The sequence below is a fragment of the Ruegeria sp. CE9 genome, assembly GCF_056537425.1.
Map to the genome: position 1 here is coordinate 365,249 of NZ_JBQFRO010000003.1, position 17,887 is coordinate 383,135.

A 17,887-nucleotide genomic window follows, 5' to 3' on the forward strand; every position below is an offset into this window, starting at 1 on the left:
CCAGGCAACGGCCCGGGCGTGTTTTTCAATCGTGATGGCGGAGCCTTAGAGAGTGACCCAGTCACCTCCAGACTGGTGAGAGCGCACGGAGGCATCAATGAATCGGACACCGTCTGCGCCTTGATTGACACTGGGATAGGTCAGCCAATCGGCCGGAACGGTAACGCCATCCCGACGAGCGGCGATGGCCATGGCAAATTCCGCATAGAGATTGGCCCAGGCTTCGATAATCCCTTCGGGGAAGCCCCGCGCGGTCCGGATCAGACGTTCCGCGCCGGGGCCAATACCGTGCCCGTGACCTCGGCTGATGATACGATCTGGCTCACCAAACCGATTGAACTTCAGCTGTTCCGAATTCTCTAGGTCCCACTCGAGGCCTCCTTCGCTCCCGAATATACGTAACCGCAACCCTCCCCGATTTCCGGGGGCAAGGCGCGTCGCCATGAGGGTGCCCGGAACCTCATTTTGATAGCGGGTGAACATGAATGCTGTGTCTTCCAAAGGCTTTGGCGCGCCGCAGACATGAAACTCGGCCCGTAGGTTGGTCAAGGGCAGGCCCGAGACAAAACTGGTGAGATGCGCTGCATGGGTTCCGATATCGCCGACACAGCTGGTCGGACCAGAAATCTTTGGGTCCAGCCGCCATTTGACATGGGGCGCATCAGCAACATCATCGGGCGTCATCCAGTCTTGCATGAACTCGACGTGGATTTGGTTGATTTTACCGATGCCGCCTTCCGCCACGATTTGTTTGGCCTGACGGATTACTGGAAAACACGACATCGCATAGCCGACAACAAAGACCTGACCCGTGCGTGCGGTAATCTCCTCAAGCCTCTCGGCTTCGGCGACTTCGTTGGTCAGGGGCTTGTCACACAGCACATCAATGCCTGCTTCTAGAAACGCTTTGGCCGCATCGAAATGAACGTGGTTCGGGGTGGTGATCATTACGGCATCTACGCCGTCCGGGCGCGCCGCCTCGGCCTGTGCCATCTCGTCGAATGACGCATAGCATCTGTCTGCTGGCAGATACCACTCGGCCCCCCGCGCCTTGCTTCGCGCGGCGTCAGAACTGAGCGCTCCTGCGACGACCTCCAACCGGTCGGTCATCCGCGCGGCCGTTGCCTGCGTGACAGAGATACGTCCGCCGCCAACAACGCCCAGCCGCAAACGGCGAGACAACCGGGGGAAAGGTCCGTCAAAGTTCAGGTCTTCGGGTAAAAGTCTCTCAGCCATTCTGAACCTCCATATCCGGGACCCGTGCGCCTTCCGGCAGCATTTCCACCGCCATGAAAATGCTGGGGGTAATCGTCTCGTACTGATGCCAGGGATAGTTGCCTTCAGCGTCATACATCGGTTTGTGTGTCGTGCCCGGCGCCATGAATTCTTCGAGATAAAGCGTCTCAACGTCCCGTTCTCGACATTGCTGCATTTTGCCAAAGCCAACGATTTGCGTATGCACCTCGCGAAACCCCGGCACCGGGCAGAACGGATGATCCTTATGCAATCCGACATTCAGCGGAACCAAGCCCGAGTGGTACATGGTCAGCCCAACATTGCCCACGAAGACCTTTGGCGACATGTAGTGGCTTACACCGCGCAGACGCTCCTCTTGGCGAACATCAAAAGCAGATGGCCAAGTATCTTTCACCCATGCGAACAGCTCGTTTTCATCGGCATGCGCATCGAAACCGTAGACAATAACTGCGCGTTCCACGCCGCCAACCGTGCTGTCTTGCACGATCACGGAAGAAAGCGGTGCAACGGTCTGATCCTCGACAGAGAGATTTCGCCCCCCAAGGTTAAGGACGATGGCGCGACCCTCGACAGATATTCTGTCTTCATTGGCGATGTGCTGGACACGAAAGAATGGCTGGGCAAAGTCGAGTGTCTCAATCGGCATGGACCAACTCCTTCCTCTCATCCTGTAAGAAATTGAACGGCAGAGGCACCGGCGCCTCGCAACGGCTTTCTATCGTCTGGTAGGCACCGAATTTCGGCGCCCGCTCGATTGCGTCCATGACCTCGAAAACATGGTAGGCAAGCGCTCCACTTGCACGGGGTTGGCGTCCTTCTTGTGCCGCCAGAGCCAAATCCAAAAGGCCGAGCCCGCGGCTGTCCTCATTGAACCCGTGTTTGTTTTCGACCACCTGCCAGCCTTCACGACCGGTTGGACGAGGCTGATGAGACCAGCGCGAGGTATCTCGCGTTTTCAGCCAGACATCCCCCTGAAAGATATTGGCCCCATGAACCGGGTCAGGGTCAGGGATGCTGATGGTTCCGTTCTCACCGTAGATCTCGAACCGCGGAGTTTCGCTATCCCAGACATCAAAGCTCATGGTCATCGACCCGATGGCACCGGATGAGAACTGCAACAGGCTTAGGGAGTGCGTGTCGACCTCGACATCCATCCATTCGCCGTTGCGAGGACCGTTTTCGATCATCCTTTTGTCGAACGTGCGCCGAGCCATTCCGGCGACCCGGTCAATTTGCCCAAGGCAAAAAATCATGGCGGTCAGGTAATAGGGGCCAAGATCCAGCAAGGGCCCGCCACCGGCCTGGTAGTAGAAATCCGGGTTGGGATGGTGGCGCTCCGTCCCGTGGGTCCCGACATGGGCAAAAACCCCTGTCGGTTTGCCAATGGCACCCTCGTCGATCAAGCGCCGAACGGTCTGCCAGCGACCGCCCAGAAATGTGTCAGGAGCGCAACCGACCAGTAGCCCCTTTTCAGAGGCCATGTGCAGGATCGCCTTACCATCCGTTCGATTCATAACCAGCGGCTTCTCGGAATAGACGTGCTTGCCCGCCTCTAACGCGCGCAAACTGATTTCCGCATGCGCCGCCGGAATTGTCAGGTTCAGAATGCAGTCAATCGTCGGATCGTCAAACACTTCATCTGGAGTGCAGGCCTTGGCGACACCGTATTGATCCGCTTTGGCGCGGCTTTCCGAAGGATCAAGACTTGCACAAGCCACGACCTCGACGCTCGAAAATTTGGATAGTGTTTTTAGATAGATATCGCTGATACGACCACAGCCGATAAGGCCGACCCGGAAGGATTTCGATGTCTCACGTGTCATCATTCCTGTCTTTGTAGAGGGGTAAATAATTCGGGGGCATGGGCCCTTTGTTCCGACCGCCCTGCCCCATCTGCTCCCAGGCGTGGGCGAGTATTCCGACTGAGCGGGACAGGCAGAACAGCCCTCGCGACAAGGGCGCAGGAAAGCCAAGTTCGCAGAAGATCACAGCCGTCGCGCCGTCGATATTCATGGCAATTGGACGACCGCCGCGTTGGCGGCCGAGTTCAGCCTGCACCTCTTCTCCGATATCGGCAAACCGGCCAGAAACTGTGCCTTCTGCCGCCGCATCTCGAACAAGTTGCATCAGCCGGGGTGCGCGTGGGTCGACGGGCTTGTGGAACCTGTGACCAAAGCCCGAGACGATCTTGCCATAGGTCTCGCGCCAGCTATCCAGACCGTCCCTCACAGCGTCGGTCAACGATGCTCCGCAATCCATGCGAACCGCGATATCATAGTATAGCTCTGCACACTGCTCTCCTGCCCCGCCATGCACATCGCCCAGCATGTTCACCGCAGTCGCCATCGCATTATTGAGACCGACCCCGCAGGTGGCGGCCATACGCGCGGCCGCGATCGAAGGGGCCTGTGGGCCGTGATCCACGCCTGCGACCAAGGCGGCCTCGAACAGGCGCGCTTGCGCGTCGCTGGGCAGATCGCCCCGCACCATCAGCCATATCATCTGCGGGAAAGAAACGTTCCCGATCAGGTCCTCTATGGCGTTGCCGCGAAAAGCGATCTGTCCGGGTTTCATGTCGATGATGGAGGTACGCCACCATTGGCGAACCGCGCGCTCATCGCTCGTCATCTGCGCGGTCATTGCGTTCGCACCTCTTTCACCGACTGTGTTTTGCTTTGCGCAGCAAGGCGAATGGGCGCGTTACGCGCACCGTAACCGGCATAGCCCATGCGGCGTTCAACAATTTCGAAGAAGAAGCCGTTAAAGATCGGGCGGCTGTATATCTGAAAATACTCGGCACCCGCTGCCCGGTCGTAAAGGATGTTGCCACGGCGCATTTTGGCGATCAGATCGTCATCCAATCCGAAAGTCGCTTGCAGATCAGCGTAGTAGTTTTCCGGGATCGTCAGGCTGGGAAAGCCGAACTTGCGCAACTGGGCTGAGGTTTCAAATATGTCGTCTGACTGAAAGGCGATGTGCTGAACGCCCGCTCCGAAACCATCTTCAAGGAATGACGCCGCCAGTGTTCGGCGCCCAACAGCCCCGTTCAGGTTCAGACGCACTTCGCCTTCGGGGCTTTCGATGGCTTGGCTTTGCACGACGCCGGACGGGTCGGCGACGTTCACGATAGGGGATTTTGCCATCTCAAAGGTCGAAATGTAATAAAGCAGCCAGCTTTGCATCTCATCATGGCGCATCGTCTGTGCCAGATGGTCGATACGGCGCAAACCGGAAGGCTGGGTCGCTTTGGTTTTCACGACCGGCTCGAACTCGATGTCCCACACCCGATGCAGATCGGATTTTTCATCGATAAAATGAACGACGTTGCCACCAACGCCCCGAATGGCCGGGATATCCAATTCCCCTGTCCCCACCGGCTGTGAGAAATTCGGCGCGCCCAACGCGGTCGCTCGCTGAACCGTCTGATCCGCATCTTTGACACGCAACCCCATGTCACAAACCGAGGGGCCGTGACCCAGGAACGCCGAATGGGCAAAACCTTCCTTTTCAGTGTTCACAACGATGTTGATCGCGCCCTGCCGCCACAGCTCGACGGACTTGGTGACGTGCTTTCGCTCCATTCGAAAGCACATTGCTGAAAGCATGTCTGCCAGCTGCGCGCCGCTTTCCTCATCAGCTGTAAATTCGACGAATTCGAAGCCTGACGCATAGACGCGTTCCGGCAGGTCCGGGATGCCGAAATCCGCTCCCGGCTCGGTCCGCGACACTTCGTCCAAAAGGTTCACCAGCGACCTGTAGCTGTCTCGGGCCAGTGTGCGGCCACCGGGTTGAGGAGCTGCTTCGTTGACGCGCGCAATGGACCAAGGCCCCTTGTATCCGGCGCGGGACAACACCCGCACGAAGCCCTCAAGGTTCAGCGACCCAAGCCCTGGCAGAAGCCCAAAGTGCCGTTTGAGCCGACGTATATCCATCTCAAGCCGGGGTGCATCGGACAGTTGCACATGGAACAGCCGCTCTCCGGGAATATCCCGAAGGCGGGCGGGTTTGGACCCGTCGGCAAGCGAGAAGAAGGAATTCAAGGCCAGCCCCAAATGAGGGCTGTCGATGGCTTCAACGACGCCTAACGCCTGTTCATCCGAGTGAATAAGATCCGACCATGGCAAGCCCATATAGGCCAGACGCAACCCCATCTCTTTCGCGATCTGGGCCGCTTCGCCAAGATCTGCGATTACCCGTTCTTCGGTCGCAGCAGCATCGACCTCGAACGCGGACCCAATGAGCAGCAACTCCGTTTCCAACTCGTTCATCAGGTCGAGTTTGCGTTTCAGCCGATCAAAGGCGCGCTCCCGTCCACCGCCGGACTGGCCTTCAAGGTTATGGAAGGGCTGCAGCAGGCAAATCTTAAGGCCGAGATCTGATGCAATGTTCCGAATTTGCGATGGCGGCCCATCAAAAGCGGTCAAATCCGGTTCGTGTAACTCGACACCTCCGAACCCCGCGTCGGCGATTGCACTCAGTTTTTCGGCCAGATCACCGGGGATCGACGTTGTCGAAACCGAGAGGCACATTATCCCTGATATCCAAACATACGCGGCAACCACAGGACCAGATCCGGCATCAGCATCATGATCACCAAAGCGAATATGAGCACCGCGAGGAAAGCCCAGATTTCCGAGATGATTTCGCGCAGCGGAATGTCCGTCACGGCGTTGATCACAAAGAGAAGGATCCCATAGGGTGGCGTGATCAAACCGATCATCGAGTTCACCACGACCAGCACTCCGAAATGCACCAGATCAATCCCAAGCGCCTCGCAGGTTGGAATGAACAGGGGCACAATCACCAAAATGATCGTTGTCGCGTCCAACACGCATCCCAAGGCGAGGATCAGCAGGTTTACGAGGATCAGAAACACAATCGGGCTTACATCAGAACCCTCCAGCAGTGCCGAGATCGACTGAGGAATTTGCTCCTGAATGACGATGAAGTTCAGAATGAACGCGCCGCCAATGACAACCCCGACGGCGGCGGAAGAGCGCGCGCTGTCGACGAACACTTGATAAAGGCCACGGAAGGTCAGTGCGCGGTAGAACAACGCTGCCAGAAGCAGGGCGTAGAATGCAGCCACGGCTGCAGCCTCAGTCGGAGTAGTGACGCCACCATATATGCCGTACAGAAGGATTGCGGGCATCAGCAGTGCTGGGAACGCGTTGGCGGTTTTAGCAGGCAACTCGCGCAGCGGAACTGGTTCTTCCAAGGCAAAGTTCCGCTTTCCGGCCAGATAATAGTTCATCGCCATCAGGACGACACCCATGATCAGACCCGGCAAAATGCCTGCCAAAAACAGCGACCCGATAGACGCCTTTGAAACCAGCGCATACAGAACCATCGGGATCGAGGGCGGAATGATCGGGCCGATCGTCGCCGAGGCCGCCGTGATCGCCGCCGCATAGCCTCGGCTATAGCGGCCATCCTTGGTCATCATCTCAATGATGATCTTGCCGATCCCTGCCGCATCCGCGACAGCCGAGCCGGACATACCGGAAAAGATCAGCGACGCCACCACATTGACGTGCCCGAGGCCGCCTTTGAAACGACCGACAGCAGCGACGCAGAAGTTCAGCAAGCGGTCGGTGATCGACCCCGCATTCATGATGTTCGCGGCGACGATGAACAAAGGAACCGCAAGCAGGATCGTGCTTTTGTAGAACCCTTGCAGGATCTTCTCGCCTGCGAGAGCGACGTCCAATCCGGCGGTACCAAGGTACACCAATGAGGCCAAGAGGATGGAATAGCCGATAGGTGTCCCTATGCCTGCCAGAAGAAAAAGAGCGAGCAGGCAGGAAAGAAGTTCAAAACTCATTTGTCTGCGTCCTCGTCGTCTTCACCGTCGACCCGGGGGTGATCGTCGACCACGTTAAATCCCACGACCATTTCAAGTTCGGTTTTGGGCGGGCCGTTCCGCATGATGTCGAAGAACAGCCAGCCATACCGTGCGGCCACGACCAGCATGAACACCGCATAAATTGAGAACACAGTGCGCAGCGGTATCTTCTCACCCGAGAACGGATTGCGCACGGTCGATGTTTTGCGGATTTTCATCCAGTCGATGTAGTCCCACGTTGGCAGGAAACTGTAGAGCATCCCGACCACAATTGCCGCGGCTGCCAGCATCGCAAAGACCTGGCGAACGCGCACCGGCACCGAAAGGTAGATGATGTCGAACTTTACGTGATCTCTCTCGCGCACGATGAACGCGCAGCTAAAAAAGATCACCCAGACCCAGAGGATGCCGATCAGTTCAAGCGTCCAACCGGCGGGGGTAAAAAAGTACCGCAGAAGAATTTGCAGAAGGAAGATTAGGAAGATTGCCGCCAGCATACCACCGGCAATCGCTTCGGTCAGCCGGGAGAACCCCTTTATGAAGCCTTTCATTGTGGTTCTCCCTCCCTTGTGTAGATGAGCTTAGTTGCCCAGAGCGTTGATCTGCTCCAGAACACCGTCCGGCCATGACCCGGCGAACTCGCTTTCCAGATACATCGACTGTACCTGATCGCGGAACGCCGCGAGGTCGGGCTCGTAGACCTCCATGCCCTGCTCTTTCAGGAAGCTGACAAGGTCCTCTTCTTTCTGAAGCTGCTTCTGACGACCAGCTTCAGCCGCTGCGTCGGCAGCTTCCTGAACCTTGGCTTGCTGTTCCGGTGTCAGACCGTCCCAAACCTCTTTGCCGATGGCGATATAGTTCAGGTCAACAAGATGCGATGTCAGGACGATCTGATTGGTCACTTCGTAGAATTTGGCATCGACCACAGTCGGCAACGGGTTGTCCTGACCGTCAACGGCACCGGTCGACAGAGCTGTGTAAACCTCTGAGAACGCCATTGGTGTCGGAGCGGCACCCAGCGCTTTGCCAAGGAATTGCCACGCATCTGTGCCCGGCATCCGCAGGTTCACACCCTCCAGATCAGCCGGAGTGCTGACGGTCAGTTCATCCTTGGGCTGGCGCAGGTTCACCTGACGACGGCCCAGATACATGACCGACAGCAGTTTGACGCCCAATTCTTCTTCGGCCTTTTGCTTGAAGGCATCCATCAAGGGATCGTTGAAGACCGCCACCTGATGCGCGGCGTCCTGATGGACATAGCCTGCGGTAAAGATCGAAAACTCGGGGAAGAACTGTGCCAGTTCCTGCGCCGAGGTGATCGACATTTCCAGGTTACCCCGGCTGATGGCGTCCAACTCGGTGCCTTGGGCGAAGATGGTTCCATTATAGCTGGGCTCGTAGCTTGCGAAATCAGCGACCATCGGCGCGAAAACCTCAGCCATTGCGACCGAACGTTGATCAGTTTCCGACCCCGACGTTGCGAGGCGAAGTTGCACTTTGTCGTCTGCAAGCGCACCACTTGTTGCGCTGAACAGAACACCGGTTGCAACCAGGGCTGATACAGCAGCCCGGCGTGTAAGTTTGAAAGTCACTTTTTTCCTCCCTGAGACATCATTGATGCTTCTTTTTGACGATTCCAAGTTTTGACCTATTTTGGACATTTTGCAAGATTTTTTGCAAAATATCTGATATTTCATACAACTGTGGCTTTTGCCGGTAGAGTTCGTTGCAGGCTATTTATCCTGACCGTCTCTCCGGTTCGGCAGGAATTTTGAATGGCTTCAATAACTTGCAGCGCCCTCAAACCCTCCCAACCGGACACTATCGGGTCTGCTTCGTGCCGAGCCACTTCGACAAAGTGCCGGAGTTGGTTGACCAATGGGTCCGACGCCCCCTTCTTCAACGCTGTCGACGAGATCGGGGTCCACCAATCCCTTTGCTGTCCCTGATAGCTCCACAGTCGAAGATCGGGGACGGACAATGACCCATGCGAACCACCGATCATATAGCTGCTTTCCGTTGTTGACGGATAGATCGGATATTCCTGAGACGTCATCTCCCAGCTCCAGGGGGCGACGATACTGTCGGATACGCTTATGGTCCCGATCGCCCCACCCTCGAACGTCAATAACGCCCCGGCAACATCTTCATTATCAAATCCGCGTTGCGATTCCGCCGACTGAGCTTGGACGGTTACAACCTCGCCAGCCAGATGCCGCAGCAGATCAACGTCATGGACCAGATTAACTGAAATAGGGCCTGCACCCGGTTTCTTTCGCCAGGGCGCAGCATCAAAATACCCGTCGGGTTTGTAGAACCAGCAATTCGCATGGACTGCACGGACATCCCCGATCCTGCCTTCTGCAATGGCTTCTTTCGCCGACTTGATCAGAGGGTTGTGCCGCCGATGGTGCCCAACCATGAGCGGCACGTTTGCTTTCTCGGCCTCTTGGACAAGTTCCAACGCCGCAATGGCCCCGACGGCGATTGGTTTTTCAACAAGAACAGGGCAACCGTTGCGAATACAGGCAAGGCCTTGCTCGACATGCAGTGTCGTTGGGGTCGCAAGCACCGCCCCGTCCGGTGACTGATGGGCGAACATATCATCGAGCGTTTCGTAAAACGCCACACCATGCTCAACGGCATAGGCACGGCCTTCGTCACTGGGGTCAACAACTGCGACCAGGTCGACATGACGCAACGCTCGGATTGCATCTGCGTGGCGGCGTCCAACAAGACCAATGCCAACGATGGCAACGCGAAAGTTCTTTGACACTTTGCTTCCTTCCGGTGGTTCCGGTGCTCTCCGGGACCCATTTTTTTTTCAATCGAGCGAAACTGCTCCGCTTGGTTACGACCGTATTGGGCTTTTCGCGATTCCGCAATAATGTATGATATTTTTATTTTTACCATACATCGGTTTGGATTGCTGATGTCTCTGGAAAATGCTAATTGAACGAGGAAACCAAAAATATCGGGTGAAATGCATGGCGAAGCAGCCGTCTACAATAGGCGCTAGCACCTATCAGCGCATCAAGCGGGATATCATCTTCGGTGAGTTGCAGCCCGGTGCCAAACTGAAGCTGGACGCCTTGAAGGAACGCTATTCGGCAAGCCTTTCGACACTTCGTGAAACTCTGAACAGGCTTGCCAGCGACGGATTTGTCGAAGCCCCCGAGCAACGGGGATTCCTGGTTACGCCAGTTTCCCGAGAAGACCTGACCGAGATATCAGAGCTGCGCGTCCTGTTGGAATGCCACGCGTTGGAGTTGTCCATCGCGAACGGCGACACCGATTGGGAAGGTAACCTGGTTGCCGCACATCACAAACTGCACCTGATGGAACAGCAGCTTCTTAAGGGCGACGAGTCTGAAAAAGAAACCTGGAAGCGATATGATTGGGAGTTTCACCAAGCGATGATCGCGGCCTGCAACTCCAGGAATCTTCTGTCTCTACACTCGATCATCTACGACAAGTATCTGCGGTATCAGATGCTCGTGCTGACATATCGCGGCGAAGAGGCGGTCAAGGAGCACAAGGGCATGTTCGATGCTGCGCTAGCCAGAGACGCCGACACGGCCAAGAAACTGTTGGAAGATCACATCCGAAACGGCCTCACCCACACGTTGGAGGCTATGTAGGGCGGCGTGCTGATTGCGTGCTTCGACGACTTAACGTCGACTTGGCAGGGAATATCTCAAAATTCTACATCTAAATCGAAAAGTTTGGGAACGGCCCAAAGCATGCGTAATTGGGCTGACCGTGAACTGAGATCGAGCTCCCGATAGGCTCACAGGGAAACTGTGAAAATGGGAGATTTCGAATGGAGTATTTTGCAGGTTTGGATGTGTCACTGCGGTCGTGCGCGATTTGTGTCGTTGATGGCAAGGGTGCGGTTATGCACGAGCGAGACCTGCCTTGCGAAATAGAGGAGATCGCGGGCTATCTGGCCGCGCTTCCCGTTTCAATCGAGCGCATCGGGTTTGAGTCTGGCACTTTGAGCCAGCACTTGTTCTACGGATTGAAGGCAGAAGGTTTCGACGTCGTTTGCATGGAGGCGCGCCAGGTAAGTGCCGCGCTGTCAGCGATGCGTAACAAGACGGATCGCAACGACGCACGTGGCATTGCCCAAATCTTGCGGACAGGTTGGTTTAGTCCTGTTCACATGAAGAGCCGGGAGGCACATGGGGTTCGGGCCCTCCTGAGCACGCGCAAGGCATTGTTGAGTAAGACCATTGATCGGGCCAACGAAGTGCGGGGATTTGGGGCGCTGATGTTCATATAGGTGGTCATGCCAACAGCATGACCAGTCGATTTCTGTATGACCGCGAATGGGAACATTGTACCCGCTTCGCGCAAGCTCAGGCGGCGCTTGATCTCTTCCGGTACACCCTCTGGTGTGGGGACCATTGTATACCAGAGACGATGAAGATCCCCATCGGCCGCGGCCGGGTGAGGTCATCACTGTGCTTTCTTTCAAGCGGTTCAACTGCAACATGTTGCCCATCAAGTGAAAAGGGCTCGATCCAAGCGTTCATATTTGCCTAACCTGTTCGCGACTGGAGTCAATTTTAGAAGCGCAAGCGCAGATGCGACCTATGCAGCATTTCGCTCATTCAGAAACTTCATTGTGTTTTTCAAGCCTTGCCGCATGTGATCTTCAAGGTGAGCGAGCATGTCATCCAAACTCTCACCATTGGCGAGCTCAATGTATTTGTCATGGGACTCCCGAAGTGGCCCGCCCCGCCCATGCGCCTTCTGATGCATGGCGAAGTAGAATTGGAGGTTGGGTTTCAGGCGCTCCCAGCTTTGCAGCAGAAGGGTGTGTCCCGAAAGTTCATAGCACCATGAGTGAAGGTGCATTTCTGCCATGATTGCGCCGTAGGGATCATTATCCGAGATGCAATCGCATAGCCTATTGTTACGCATTTGCAGGTCGGCGAGGTTAATCAGATCTCGTTTGTCCCAGCAGAACTGAAACGCCATCTTCTCAAGCCCCGTTCGAAACGAATAGATTTCGTCCAGATCAATTGGATCCAACGTGCGAAGGAAAGTTCCCCGGAACGGGATGTAAACAAGAAGGCCGATCTCGCTCAATTGAACCATCGCTTCGCGCAATGTGGCGCGGCTGACATCCAGCTGAGCAGCAACCTGAGTTTCAAGCAGTTTTGCCCCAGGCTCCAGATCTCCGGTCAAGATAAGTTTCTGGAGTCGCTCCAGCGTTCTGTCTTTCAATGTGTCGCCGGATTTCTCTGATGAGGATTCTTGCTGTGTCATTTCGATCCTGTTGATGGAACTCCCAATTGATGGAAGGCGAGATTACGTCGTTAGGCCAGGATAGCCAGAAAAATGATTGCAGCTAAACTTCCAATTTCGGTTCAATGATTGACTGCTGCAGACCAGTCTCAAGGTAGCCGGCTACATCTAAATTGTCGACAATATTATATATTGTCGACAATTTGGAAATCATGCTGTACCGTTGTGGCAGGTGGGGATTCGAAAAGCTCCGAACCTTGGCTGCGATTGCCCACTCCATCGGCAAAAGATGATCACTCGGTTTGCAACCGCGGTGACGCAACAGGTGAAAAGGGAGTTATTCATGTTGTCGAACGACATCCTGAAAAAGAGAATCCAAAACGGGTTCGCAGCATTCAGTGCAGCCGCGCTGTTGGCTGGTGCACCGGCTAAAGCGGAAGAGTTTCTGACGATCGGCACTGGCGGTGTAACCGGCATTTACTACGCCGTCGGCGGTGGTATCTGTCGGTTGGTCAATCAGAAACGCAAGGAACATGGCATTCGATGCTCGGTCGAAAGTACGGGCGGTTCAGTTTACAACCTGCGCACCATGCGCGAGGGCGAGTTGGAAATGGGTATTGTTCAGTCCGACTGGCAGTTCCACGCACTGAACGGGACGAGCCTTTTCGAAGAGGATGGCCCGGATGGCGAGCTCCGCAGTCTTTTCTCGCTGCACCCCGATACGGTCATCATCGCCGCACGCAAAGACACCGGCATTGAGTCTCTGGACGACCTAGGCGGTCGGACCATCAACTTGGGTAATCCTGGCTCTGGCACGCGTGGCACAGCTGAAGTCCTTGTAGACGCGATGGGCTGGGACATGGATCACTTTGGTTTAGTGACCGAGCTCAAGTCGGCCGAACAATCAGCAGCGCTATGCGATAATACCATCGAGGCCTTTCTGATGGTTGCTGGCAATCCAGTTGCCAATGTGCTGGAAGCAGCCACAACGTGCGACATCAACATCATTCCTGTCGAGGGTGATGCCGTTCAGGCGCTGGTCGAAAGCAAGCCCTACTACGGCAATGTGACCATCCCGGGCGGTCTGTATCGCGGTGTGGATGGTGACGTTCAATCCTTTGGCCTTCCGTCCACATTCGTGACATCCTCGAACGTACCGGAAGAAACCGTCTATGTGATGGTGAAGGCAGTCTTTGACAACTTTGATGCCTTCAAATCGTTCCACCCGGCCTTTGCCAACCTCAAGAAAGAGGAAATGGTGGTGAACGGTTTGTCCGCACCAATGCATCCGGGCGCAGAGCGCTATTTCCGTGAAGCCGGGTTAATCAACTAAACACACAACGGAGGCGGCGGTCGTCGTCTCCTCTGCGCCTCTTAAACGCAACGCCCACGCAAGAGTCATGACATGAGCGAGCAAACTCTAAGCCATTCCACACATGACGCGCAGGAAGACGCGCGCAATCGAGACATCAAGATCTTTCTTAACGGCAAGATCGTCCCGCGTAGCGAAGCGATGGTGTCTGTCTACGACTCCGGTTTCATGGTGGGCGATGGTATGTGGGAGGGGTTGCGCCTCTACAACGGTACTTGGGCGTTTTTTGACGAACACATGGATCGGTTCTTCAATAGCTGCAAAGCCGTCTCCATTGACGTTGGCATGACGAAGGACGAAGTCCTGCAAGCACTGAATGACACGGCCAAAGCCAATGGCATGACAACGGACGCGCATTGCCGGTTCATGGTGACTCGCGGGCCAAAGGACAAGCCGTTTCAGCACCCGAGGTTGTCTCGATCTGGGCCCACTGTGGTTGCGATTTTGGAACACTCGAAGCCAGTGGACAGCCTGATGAGCCAGGGTATTCGCCTGGCCACAGTGCCTCAGGTGCGCGGTCTGCCGATGAGTCAGGACGCCAAGTACAACAGTCATTCAAAGCTGAACTGCGTCATCGCATGTTTGCAGGCGGAACAGGCTGGCGCTGATGAAGCCCTGATGCTGGACCCACATGGATTTGTGAACACGACGAATGCGTGCAATTTCTTCATCGTTCGCCGTGGTGAAGTTTGGACCTCTACTGGTGACTACTGCATGAACGGGGTGACCCGTCAGAAGGTCATAGACCTGTGCCGAGCAAACGACATCTCGGTATTCGAGAAGAACTATTCGCTTTATGAAGCATACGGAGCTGACGAGGCCTTTCTGACGGGCACTTTCGGAGCGCAAACGCCCGTTGCGTCCATAGATGGAAAACAGATCGGGGAGCATGAAGGTGCTGGTCCGATGACCCGCCGATTGCGCGAGCTCTACAAAGAACTTGTGCAACGAAGCACCCTTAAGGTTGCGAGCTGATTGTATGGAACATGTCGTGGGCCCAGAAGGTCAGAGCCGATTAGAGGTCGGTGATCGTGGCTTGTTGCTATTGGGATGCGGTAAGATGGGCTCCGCATTGTTGAACGGCTGGCTCAATGCCGGGTTGGAGCCCGAACAGATCATCGTCCTGGACCCGCGTCCATCAGACTGGCTGCAGCGCCTTACGCGGCGCGGCCTGCGACTCAACCAACAACCAGATGAGCCGCCTGCTGTTGCGGTAATTGCGACAAAGCCCCAGGTCATGACCTCTGCTTTGTCGGATCTGAATTCATTTGGGTCCGGGCAAACTCTTTTCGTATCGGTCGCTGCTGGCACTTTGATTTCGACCTATGAAGAGTTGCTGGGTCCGCAGACGCCAATTGTACGCACAATGCCAAATACACCTGCATCGGTTGGTTCTGGCATCACCGCTCTTGTCGGCAATGTCTGCACGACGGCCAGTCATATGGAACTTGCAATACAACTGATGCAGGCAGTTGGAGAAACCCTGGTCCTCGATGATGAAGACTTGCTTCACGCTGTGACAGCGATTTCCGGAAGCGGTCCGGCCTATGTGTTCGCGATGACAGAAGCGTTGACAGAAGCAGGAAGAGAATTGGGTTTGGCACCAGAAGTTGCAGCAAAATTGGCAAGTGGAATGATCTCCGGGAGTGGCGATCTTCTGCGATCCAGTCCGCTTTCTCCCGCCGACCTTCGAAAGGAGGTTACGTCCCCAAACGGGACTACGGAAGCGGGACTGCAGGAGTTGATGTCCCTTGAGAATGGGGTGTTCCCTCTACTGCAAAGGACTGTGTGGGCTACTCATAGCCGTAGTGTTGAACTGTCTCAAAGCGCTGATGGGAATTGATCTCCTGAATCTCAAAATGGCCCGTTGCAGCTATGGTGCTAAGGTATATTTTTTAGTGTCGCACAGTCACAATCGCATAGATTGCGCGATGCCTCGAGCGTTGGAAAAGTTTATACTTACACGCTAAGCATGAGCCTTGCCGGCTGAGAACAGCCCCGCGAGTACCGTCTCCCTGCCAGACAGCGCGCCCTCGCGCGCGGTTGCAAGAACGAGTTTTCTCGCTGACGTTTGAGGAAGATGGATGCTTTTGACGTCAGCAGATCGATATCGCATCACGTCGGGGGCAGGCAGGAGCGTAAAACCCAAACCCGCTGAGACACATTCCATGATCGCTTCAAGATTATCGAGGACAATCGTTTCGGAACCCCTTGGCCTTTTGTGCTTAAGCATCTCGCCAGCAATGAGCTTTCCGATCCCGGTATCAGGCATAAAGTGAAAGAAGGGCCGCGCACTCAACAAACCTGCGAGCCCGTCTTTCAGCAATCTCTCATTGGCCGCGAAAACAAAGGGCTCTTCTCGAAGGACCAGTTCCGTGAGCGCGTCGGGAACACCTTCGGCATCCGTGACAAGTGCGGCATCAAGCTGTCCACTAACGACCTTCTCCTGTAGCGCCTTGGACAGACCGGTTTCAAACGAGAAGGTCGCTTGCGGTGCTTCATGTTTTGCGTTGTTCAGGAAATCCGGCAGCAGGCGAACGGCAGCAGTTGTGACAAATCCAAGTCGGAAGTGTCCGACCAGCGTGTCTGTCGGTCGGCAGATTTCAAGAAGGTCATCTTCATGCTGCAGGATCGGGATTGAGGCCTCGACGATGGTTCGACCGATTAGCGTAAGTCGCGGCGGTCGCACGGTGCGGTCAAAAAGGTCAACGCCAAGCTCCGTCTCGAGTGCCTTCATCTGCATCGAAACTGCGGACAATGTCATGTTTAATTGCTCGGCCGCCTTTGCAAAGGAGCCGATCTTGGAGATCCGCATGAGAGTTCTGAGAGAGCGCGTCTGCATAACTTAAGAAAAACTGTATTTGATATAAAATCTTATTAGATTGAGCTGTATTTCTGCAAGCGTATTCTGGTGAAAACAGAAACGAGGGACACGCCATGACGCATCCGCTTGTGAACGTTGCAAAAGAACTGGCCCCAGGATTTGAGAAACGCGCCGCGGAATGGGACAAGTCGCGTGCATATTGCTGGCAGAACGTTGGTGAGCTGGCCGATGCTGGTATCATGGGTATGACCATTCCAAAGAAGTATGGCGGGCATGGCGGGAGTTTTCTGGATGTTGCCTTGGTGGTGGAAGAAATCGCGAAAGCCTGCACCCTGACGGCCCGCATCGTTGTCGAAGGCAACATGGGCGGCATCAGCGCGGTAATGGGGTACGGCAACGACGATCAAAAGGCTTTTTGTGCCCAATATGTGTTGGCAGGGGACAAGCCCGCGATCTGCATCACAGAACCTCACGCAGGAAGTGCCGCGACTGACATGCAAACCACCGCCCGGAAACAAGGTAACACATACATCCTCAACGGGACTAAGCACTGGATCACGGGAGGCGGGGTCTCGAAGCTCCACTTGGTATTTGCGCGCGTGCTTAGTGAAGCGGGCTACGAACAGGGGATTGGCGGTTTCATTCTGTTTGCCGATCCAATCTCGGGCAATATGCCAAACGGATTTACCGTGGTTGGCCACGAATACACGATGGGCCTTTGCGGTATGCCCGAAGCAGAATTGCGGTTCGAGAATGTCGAGATCGACGAGAAATGGCTGGTCAAACCACCTTCGGGCCTCAAGCACGGTTTTGCCGAGCTGATGAATGCCTACAATTCGCAGCGCGTCGGTGCCGGTACCATTGCCATGGGTGTCGCGGCAGGGGCGCTCGAACGGGCCAAACGCTATCTCCTCCAACGCGAACAGTTCGGGCGCCCACTCGCAGAATTCCAGGGACTTCAATGGATGCTCGCCGATATGGACACGCAAGTTCATGCAGCCCGGCTGCTTCTCCACGAAGCGGCGCGATCACGTGGTCCAAACGGCAGTCGGTATCCTGACATGATGATGGCCGCCCGCGCCAAGCTCTTTGCGTCCGAGATGGCTATTAAGGTGGTCAACGACGCGCTGCAGATGTTCGGCGCACGTGGCTACAGTGATCGTGAACCTCTGGAACGGATGTATCGCGATGTGCGCATGTTCACCATCGGTGGCGGGACCGCACAGATCCTTCGAACCCAAGTTGCCGGGAGCATTCTTGGTATCAAAACACCACAGACGCGGGACGGGTATTCGCGCCTTGCCGACATGCCGCGTTACGCGGCAGAATAGGA

At 55.5% G+C, this 17,887-nt stretch carries 17 protein-coding genes; 6 read left to right on the top strand and 11 right to left on the bottom strand.

The features are described 5' to 3' along the window. Positions 1–45 precede the first annotated feature (45 nt). The 9 genes from ACR0B3_RS08900 to ACR0B3_RS08940 all read right to left on the bottom strand — a co-directional run bounded on the left by ACR0B3_RS08900 (position 46) and on the right by ACR0B3_RS08940 (position 9,878). Complete coding sequence (locus ACR0B3_RS08900; protein WP_480808742.1) at positions 46–1,236, bottom strand: Gfo/Idh/MocA family protein; 1,191 nt, start codon at positions 1,234–1,236, stop codon at positions 46–48. Then, positions 1,229–1,903 (bottom strand): hypothetical protein, encoded by a 675-nt coding sequence (locus ACR0B3_RS08905; RefSeq protein ID WP_480808743.1) that lies wholly within the window; start codon positions 1,901–1,903, stop codon positions 1,229–1,231. Before ACR0B3_RS08905 ends, ACR0B3_RS08900 begins: the two co-directional genes overlap by 8 nt. Beyond that, the gene (locus tag ACR0B3_RS08910) at positions 1,893–3,080 is read right to left on the bottom strand and encodes a Gfo/Idh/MocA family protein (protein ID WP_480808744.1); all 1,188 of its coding nucleotides are present in this window, start codon (positions 3,078–3,080) and stop codon (positions 1,893–1,895) included. The genes ACR0B3_RS08905 and ACR0B3_RS08910 overlap by 11 nt, the downstream gene beginning before the upstream one ends. Next, positions 3,070–3,897: a citryl-CoA lyase gene (locus ACR0B3_RS08915; protein ID WP_480808745.1), complete on the bottom strand. Its 828-nt coding sequence runs from the start codon at positions 3,895–3,897 to the stop codon at positions 3,070–3,072. The genes ACR0B3_RS08910 and ACR0B3_RS08915 overlap by 11 nt, the downstream gene beginning before the upstream one ends. Continuing rightward, positions 3,894–5,786: a bifunctional sugar phosphate isomerase/epimerase/4-hydroxyphenylpyruvate dioxygenase family protein gene (locus tag ACR0B3_RS08920; protein ID WP_480808746.1), complete on the bottom strand. Its 1,893-nt coding sequence runs from the start codon at positions 5,784–5,786 to the stop codon at positions 3,894–3,896. The genes ACR0B3_RS08915 and ACR0B3_RS08920 overlap by 4 nt, the downstream gene beginning before the upstream one ends. Next, positions 5,786–7,081 carry a TRAP transporter large permease gene (locus tag ACR0B3_RS08925; RefSeq protein ID WP_170328647.1) on the bottom strand — a complete coding sequence of 432 codons (1,296 nt, stop codon included), beginning with the start codon at positions 7,079–7,081 and terminating at the stop codon, positions 5,786–5,788. The genes ACR0B3_RS08920 and ACR0B3_RS08925 overlap by 1 nt, the downstream gene beginning before the upstream one ends. Then, the gene (locus tag ACR0B3_RS08930) at positions 7,078–7,653 is read right to left on the bottom strand and encodes a TRAP transporter small permease (RefSeq protein ID WP_480470784.1); all 576 of its coding nucleotides are present in this window, start codon (positions 7,651–7,653) and stop codon (positions 7,078–7,080) included. Before ACR0B3_RS08930 ends, ACR0B3_RS08925 begins: the two co-directional genes overlap by 4 nt. Before the next feature lie 30 nt (positions 7,654–7,683). Further along, on the bottom strand, positions 7,684–8,694 hold the full coding sequence (gene dctP, locus ACR0B3_RS08935; RefSeq protein WP_480808747.1) for a TRAP transporter substrate-binding protein DctP: 1,011 nt from the start codon (positions 8,692–8,694) through the stop codon (positions 7,684–7,686). Positions 8,695–8,795: 101 nt separating this feature from the next. Continuing rightward, positions 8,796–9,878 (bottom strand): Gfo/Idh/MocA family protein, encoded by a 1,083-nt coding sequence (locus tag ACR0B3_RS08940; protein ID WP_480808748.1) that lies wholly within the window; start codon positions 9,876–9,878, stop codon positions 8,796–8,798. Between the two features lie 211 nt (positions 9,879–10,089). Here ACR0B3_RS08940 and ACR0B3_RS08945 point away from each other — a divergent pair, with 211 nt between their 5' ends. Beyond that, positions 10,090–10,743 carry a GntR family transcriptional regulator gene (locus tag ACR0B3_RS08945; protein WP_480808749.1) on the top strand — a complete coding sequence of 218 codons (654 nt, stop codon included), beginning with the start codon at positions 10,090–10,092 and terminating at the stop codon, positions 10,741–10,743. A gap of 182 nt (positions 10,744–10,925) precedes the next feature. Further along, positions 10,926–11,387: an IS110 family transposase gene (locus ACR0B3_RS08950; RefSeq protein ID WP_480808750.1), complete on the top strand. Its 462-nt coding sequence runs from the start codon at positions 10,926–10,928 to the stop codon at positions 11,385–11,387. Positions 11,388–11,698: 311 nt separating this feature from the next. On the opposite strand, the gene ACR0B3_RS08955 is transcribed toward ACR0B3_RS08950, so the two are convergent. Further along, positions 11,699–12,379 (bottom strand): GntR family transcriptional regulator, encoded by a 681-nt coding sequence (locus tag ACR0B3_RS08955; protein ID WP_480808751.1) that lies wholly within the window; start codon positions 12,377–12,379, stop codon positions 11,699–11,701. Between the two features lie 322 nt (positions 12,380–12,701). Here ACR0B3_RS08955 and ACR0B3_RS08960 point away from each other — a divergent pair, with 322 nt between their 5' ends. From ACR0B3_RS08960 to proC, 3 genes are all read left to right on the top strand, one after another. Beyond that, positions 12,702–13,691 (top strand): TAXI family TRAP transporter solute-binding subunit, encoded by a 990-nt coding sequence (locus ACR0B3_RS08960; RefSeq protein WP_480808752.1) that lies wholly within the window; start codon positions 12,702–12,704, stop codon positions 13,689–13,691. A 72-nt stretch (positions 13,692–13,763) separates the two neighbouring features. Next, positions 13,764–14,705 (top strand): aminotransferase class IV, encoded by a 942-nt coding sequence (locus ACR0B3_RS08965; protein WP_480808753.1) that lies wholly within the window; start codon positions 13,764–13,766, stop codon positions 14,703–14,705. A gap of 61 nt (positions 14,706–14,766) precedes the next feature. Then, positions 14,767–15,573 carry a pyrroline-5-carboxylate reductase gene (proC, locus tag ACR0B3_RS08970; RefSeq protein WP_480808754.1) on the top strand — a complete coding sequence of 269 codons (807 nt, stop codon included), beginning with the start codon at positions 14,767–14,769 and terminating at the stop codon, positions 15,571–15,573. A gap of 123 nt (positions 15,574–15,696) precedes the next feature. Here the strand turns inward: proC and ACR0B3_RS08975 are convergent, their stop codons facing one another. Then, entirely contained in the window at positions 15,697–16,572 is an 876-nt protein-coding gene (locus tag ACR0B3_RS08975) for a LysR family transcriptional regulator (protein ID WP_480808755.1), read from the bottom strand. Positions 16,573–16,667: 95 nt separating this feature from the next. Between ACR0B3_RS08975 and acdA the strand changes: the two genes are divergently transcribed. Next, the gene (acdA, locus tag ACR0B3_RS08980) at positions 16,668–17,885 is read left to right on the top strand and encodes a 3-sulfinopropanoyl-CoA desulfinase (RefSeq protein ID WP_480808756.1); all 1,218 of its coding nucleotides are present in this window, start codon (positions 16,668–16,670) and stop codon (positions 17,883–17,885) included. Positions 17,886–17,887: the final 2 nt, after the last annotated feature.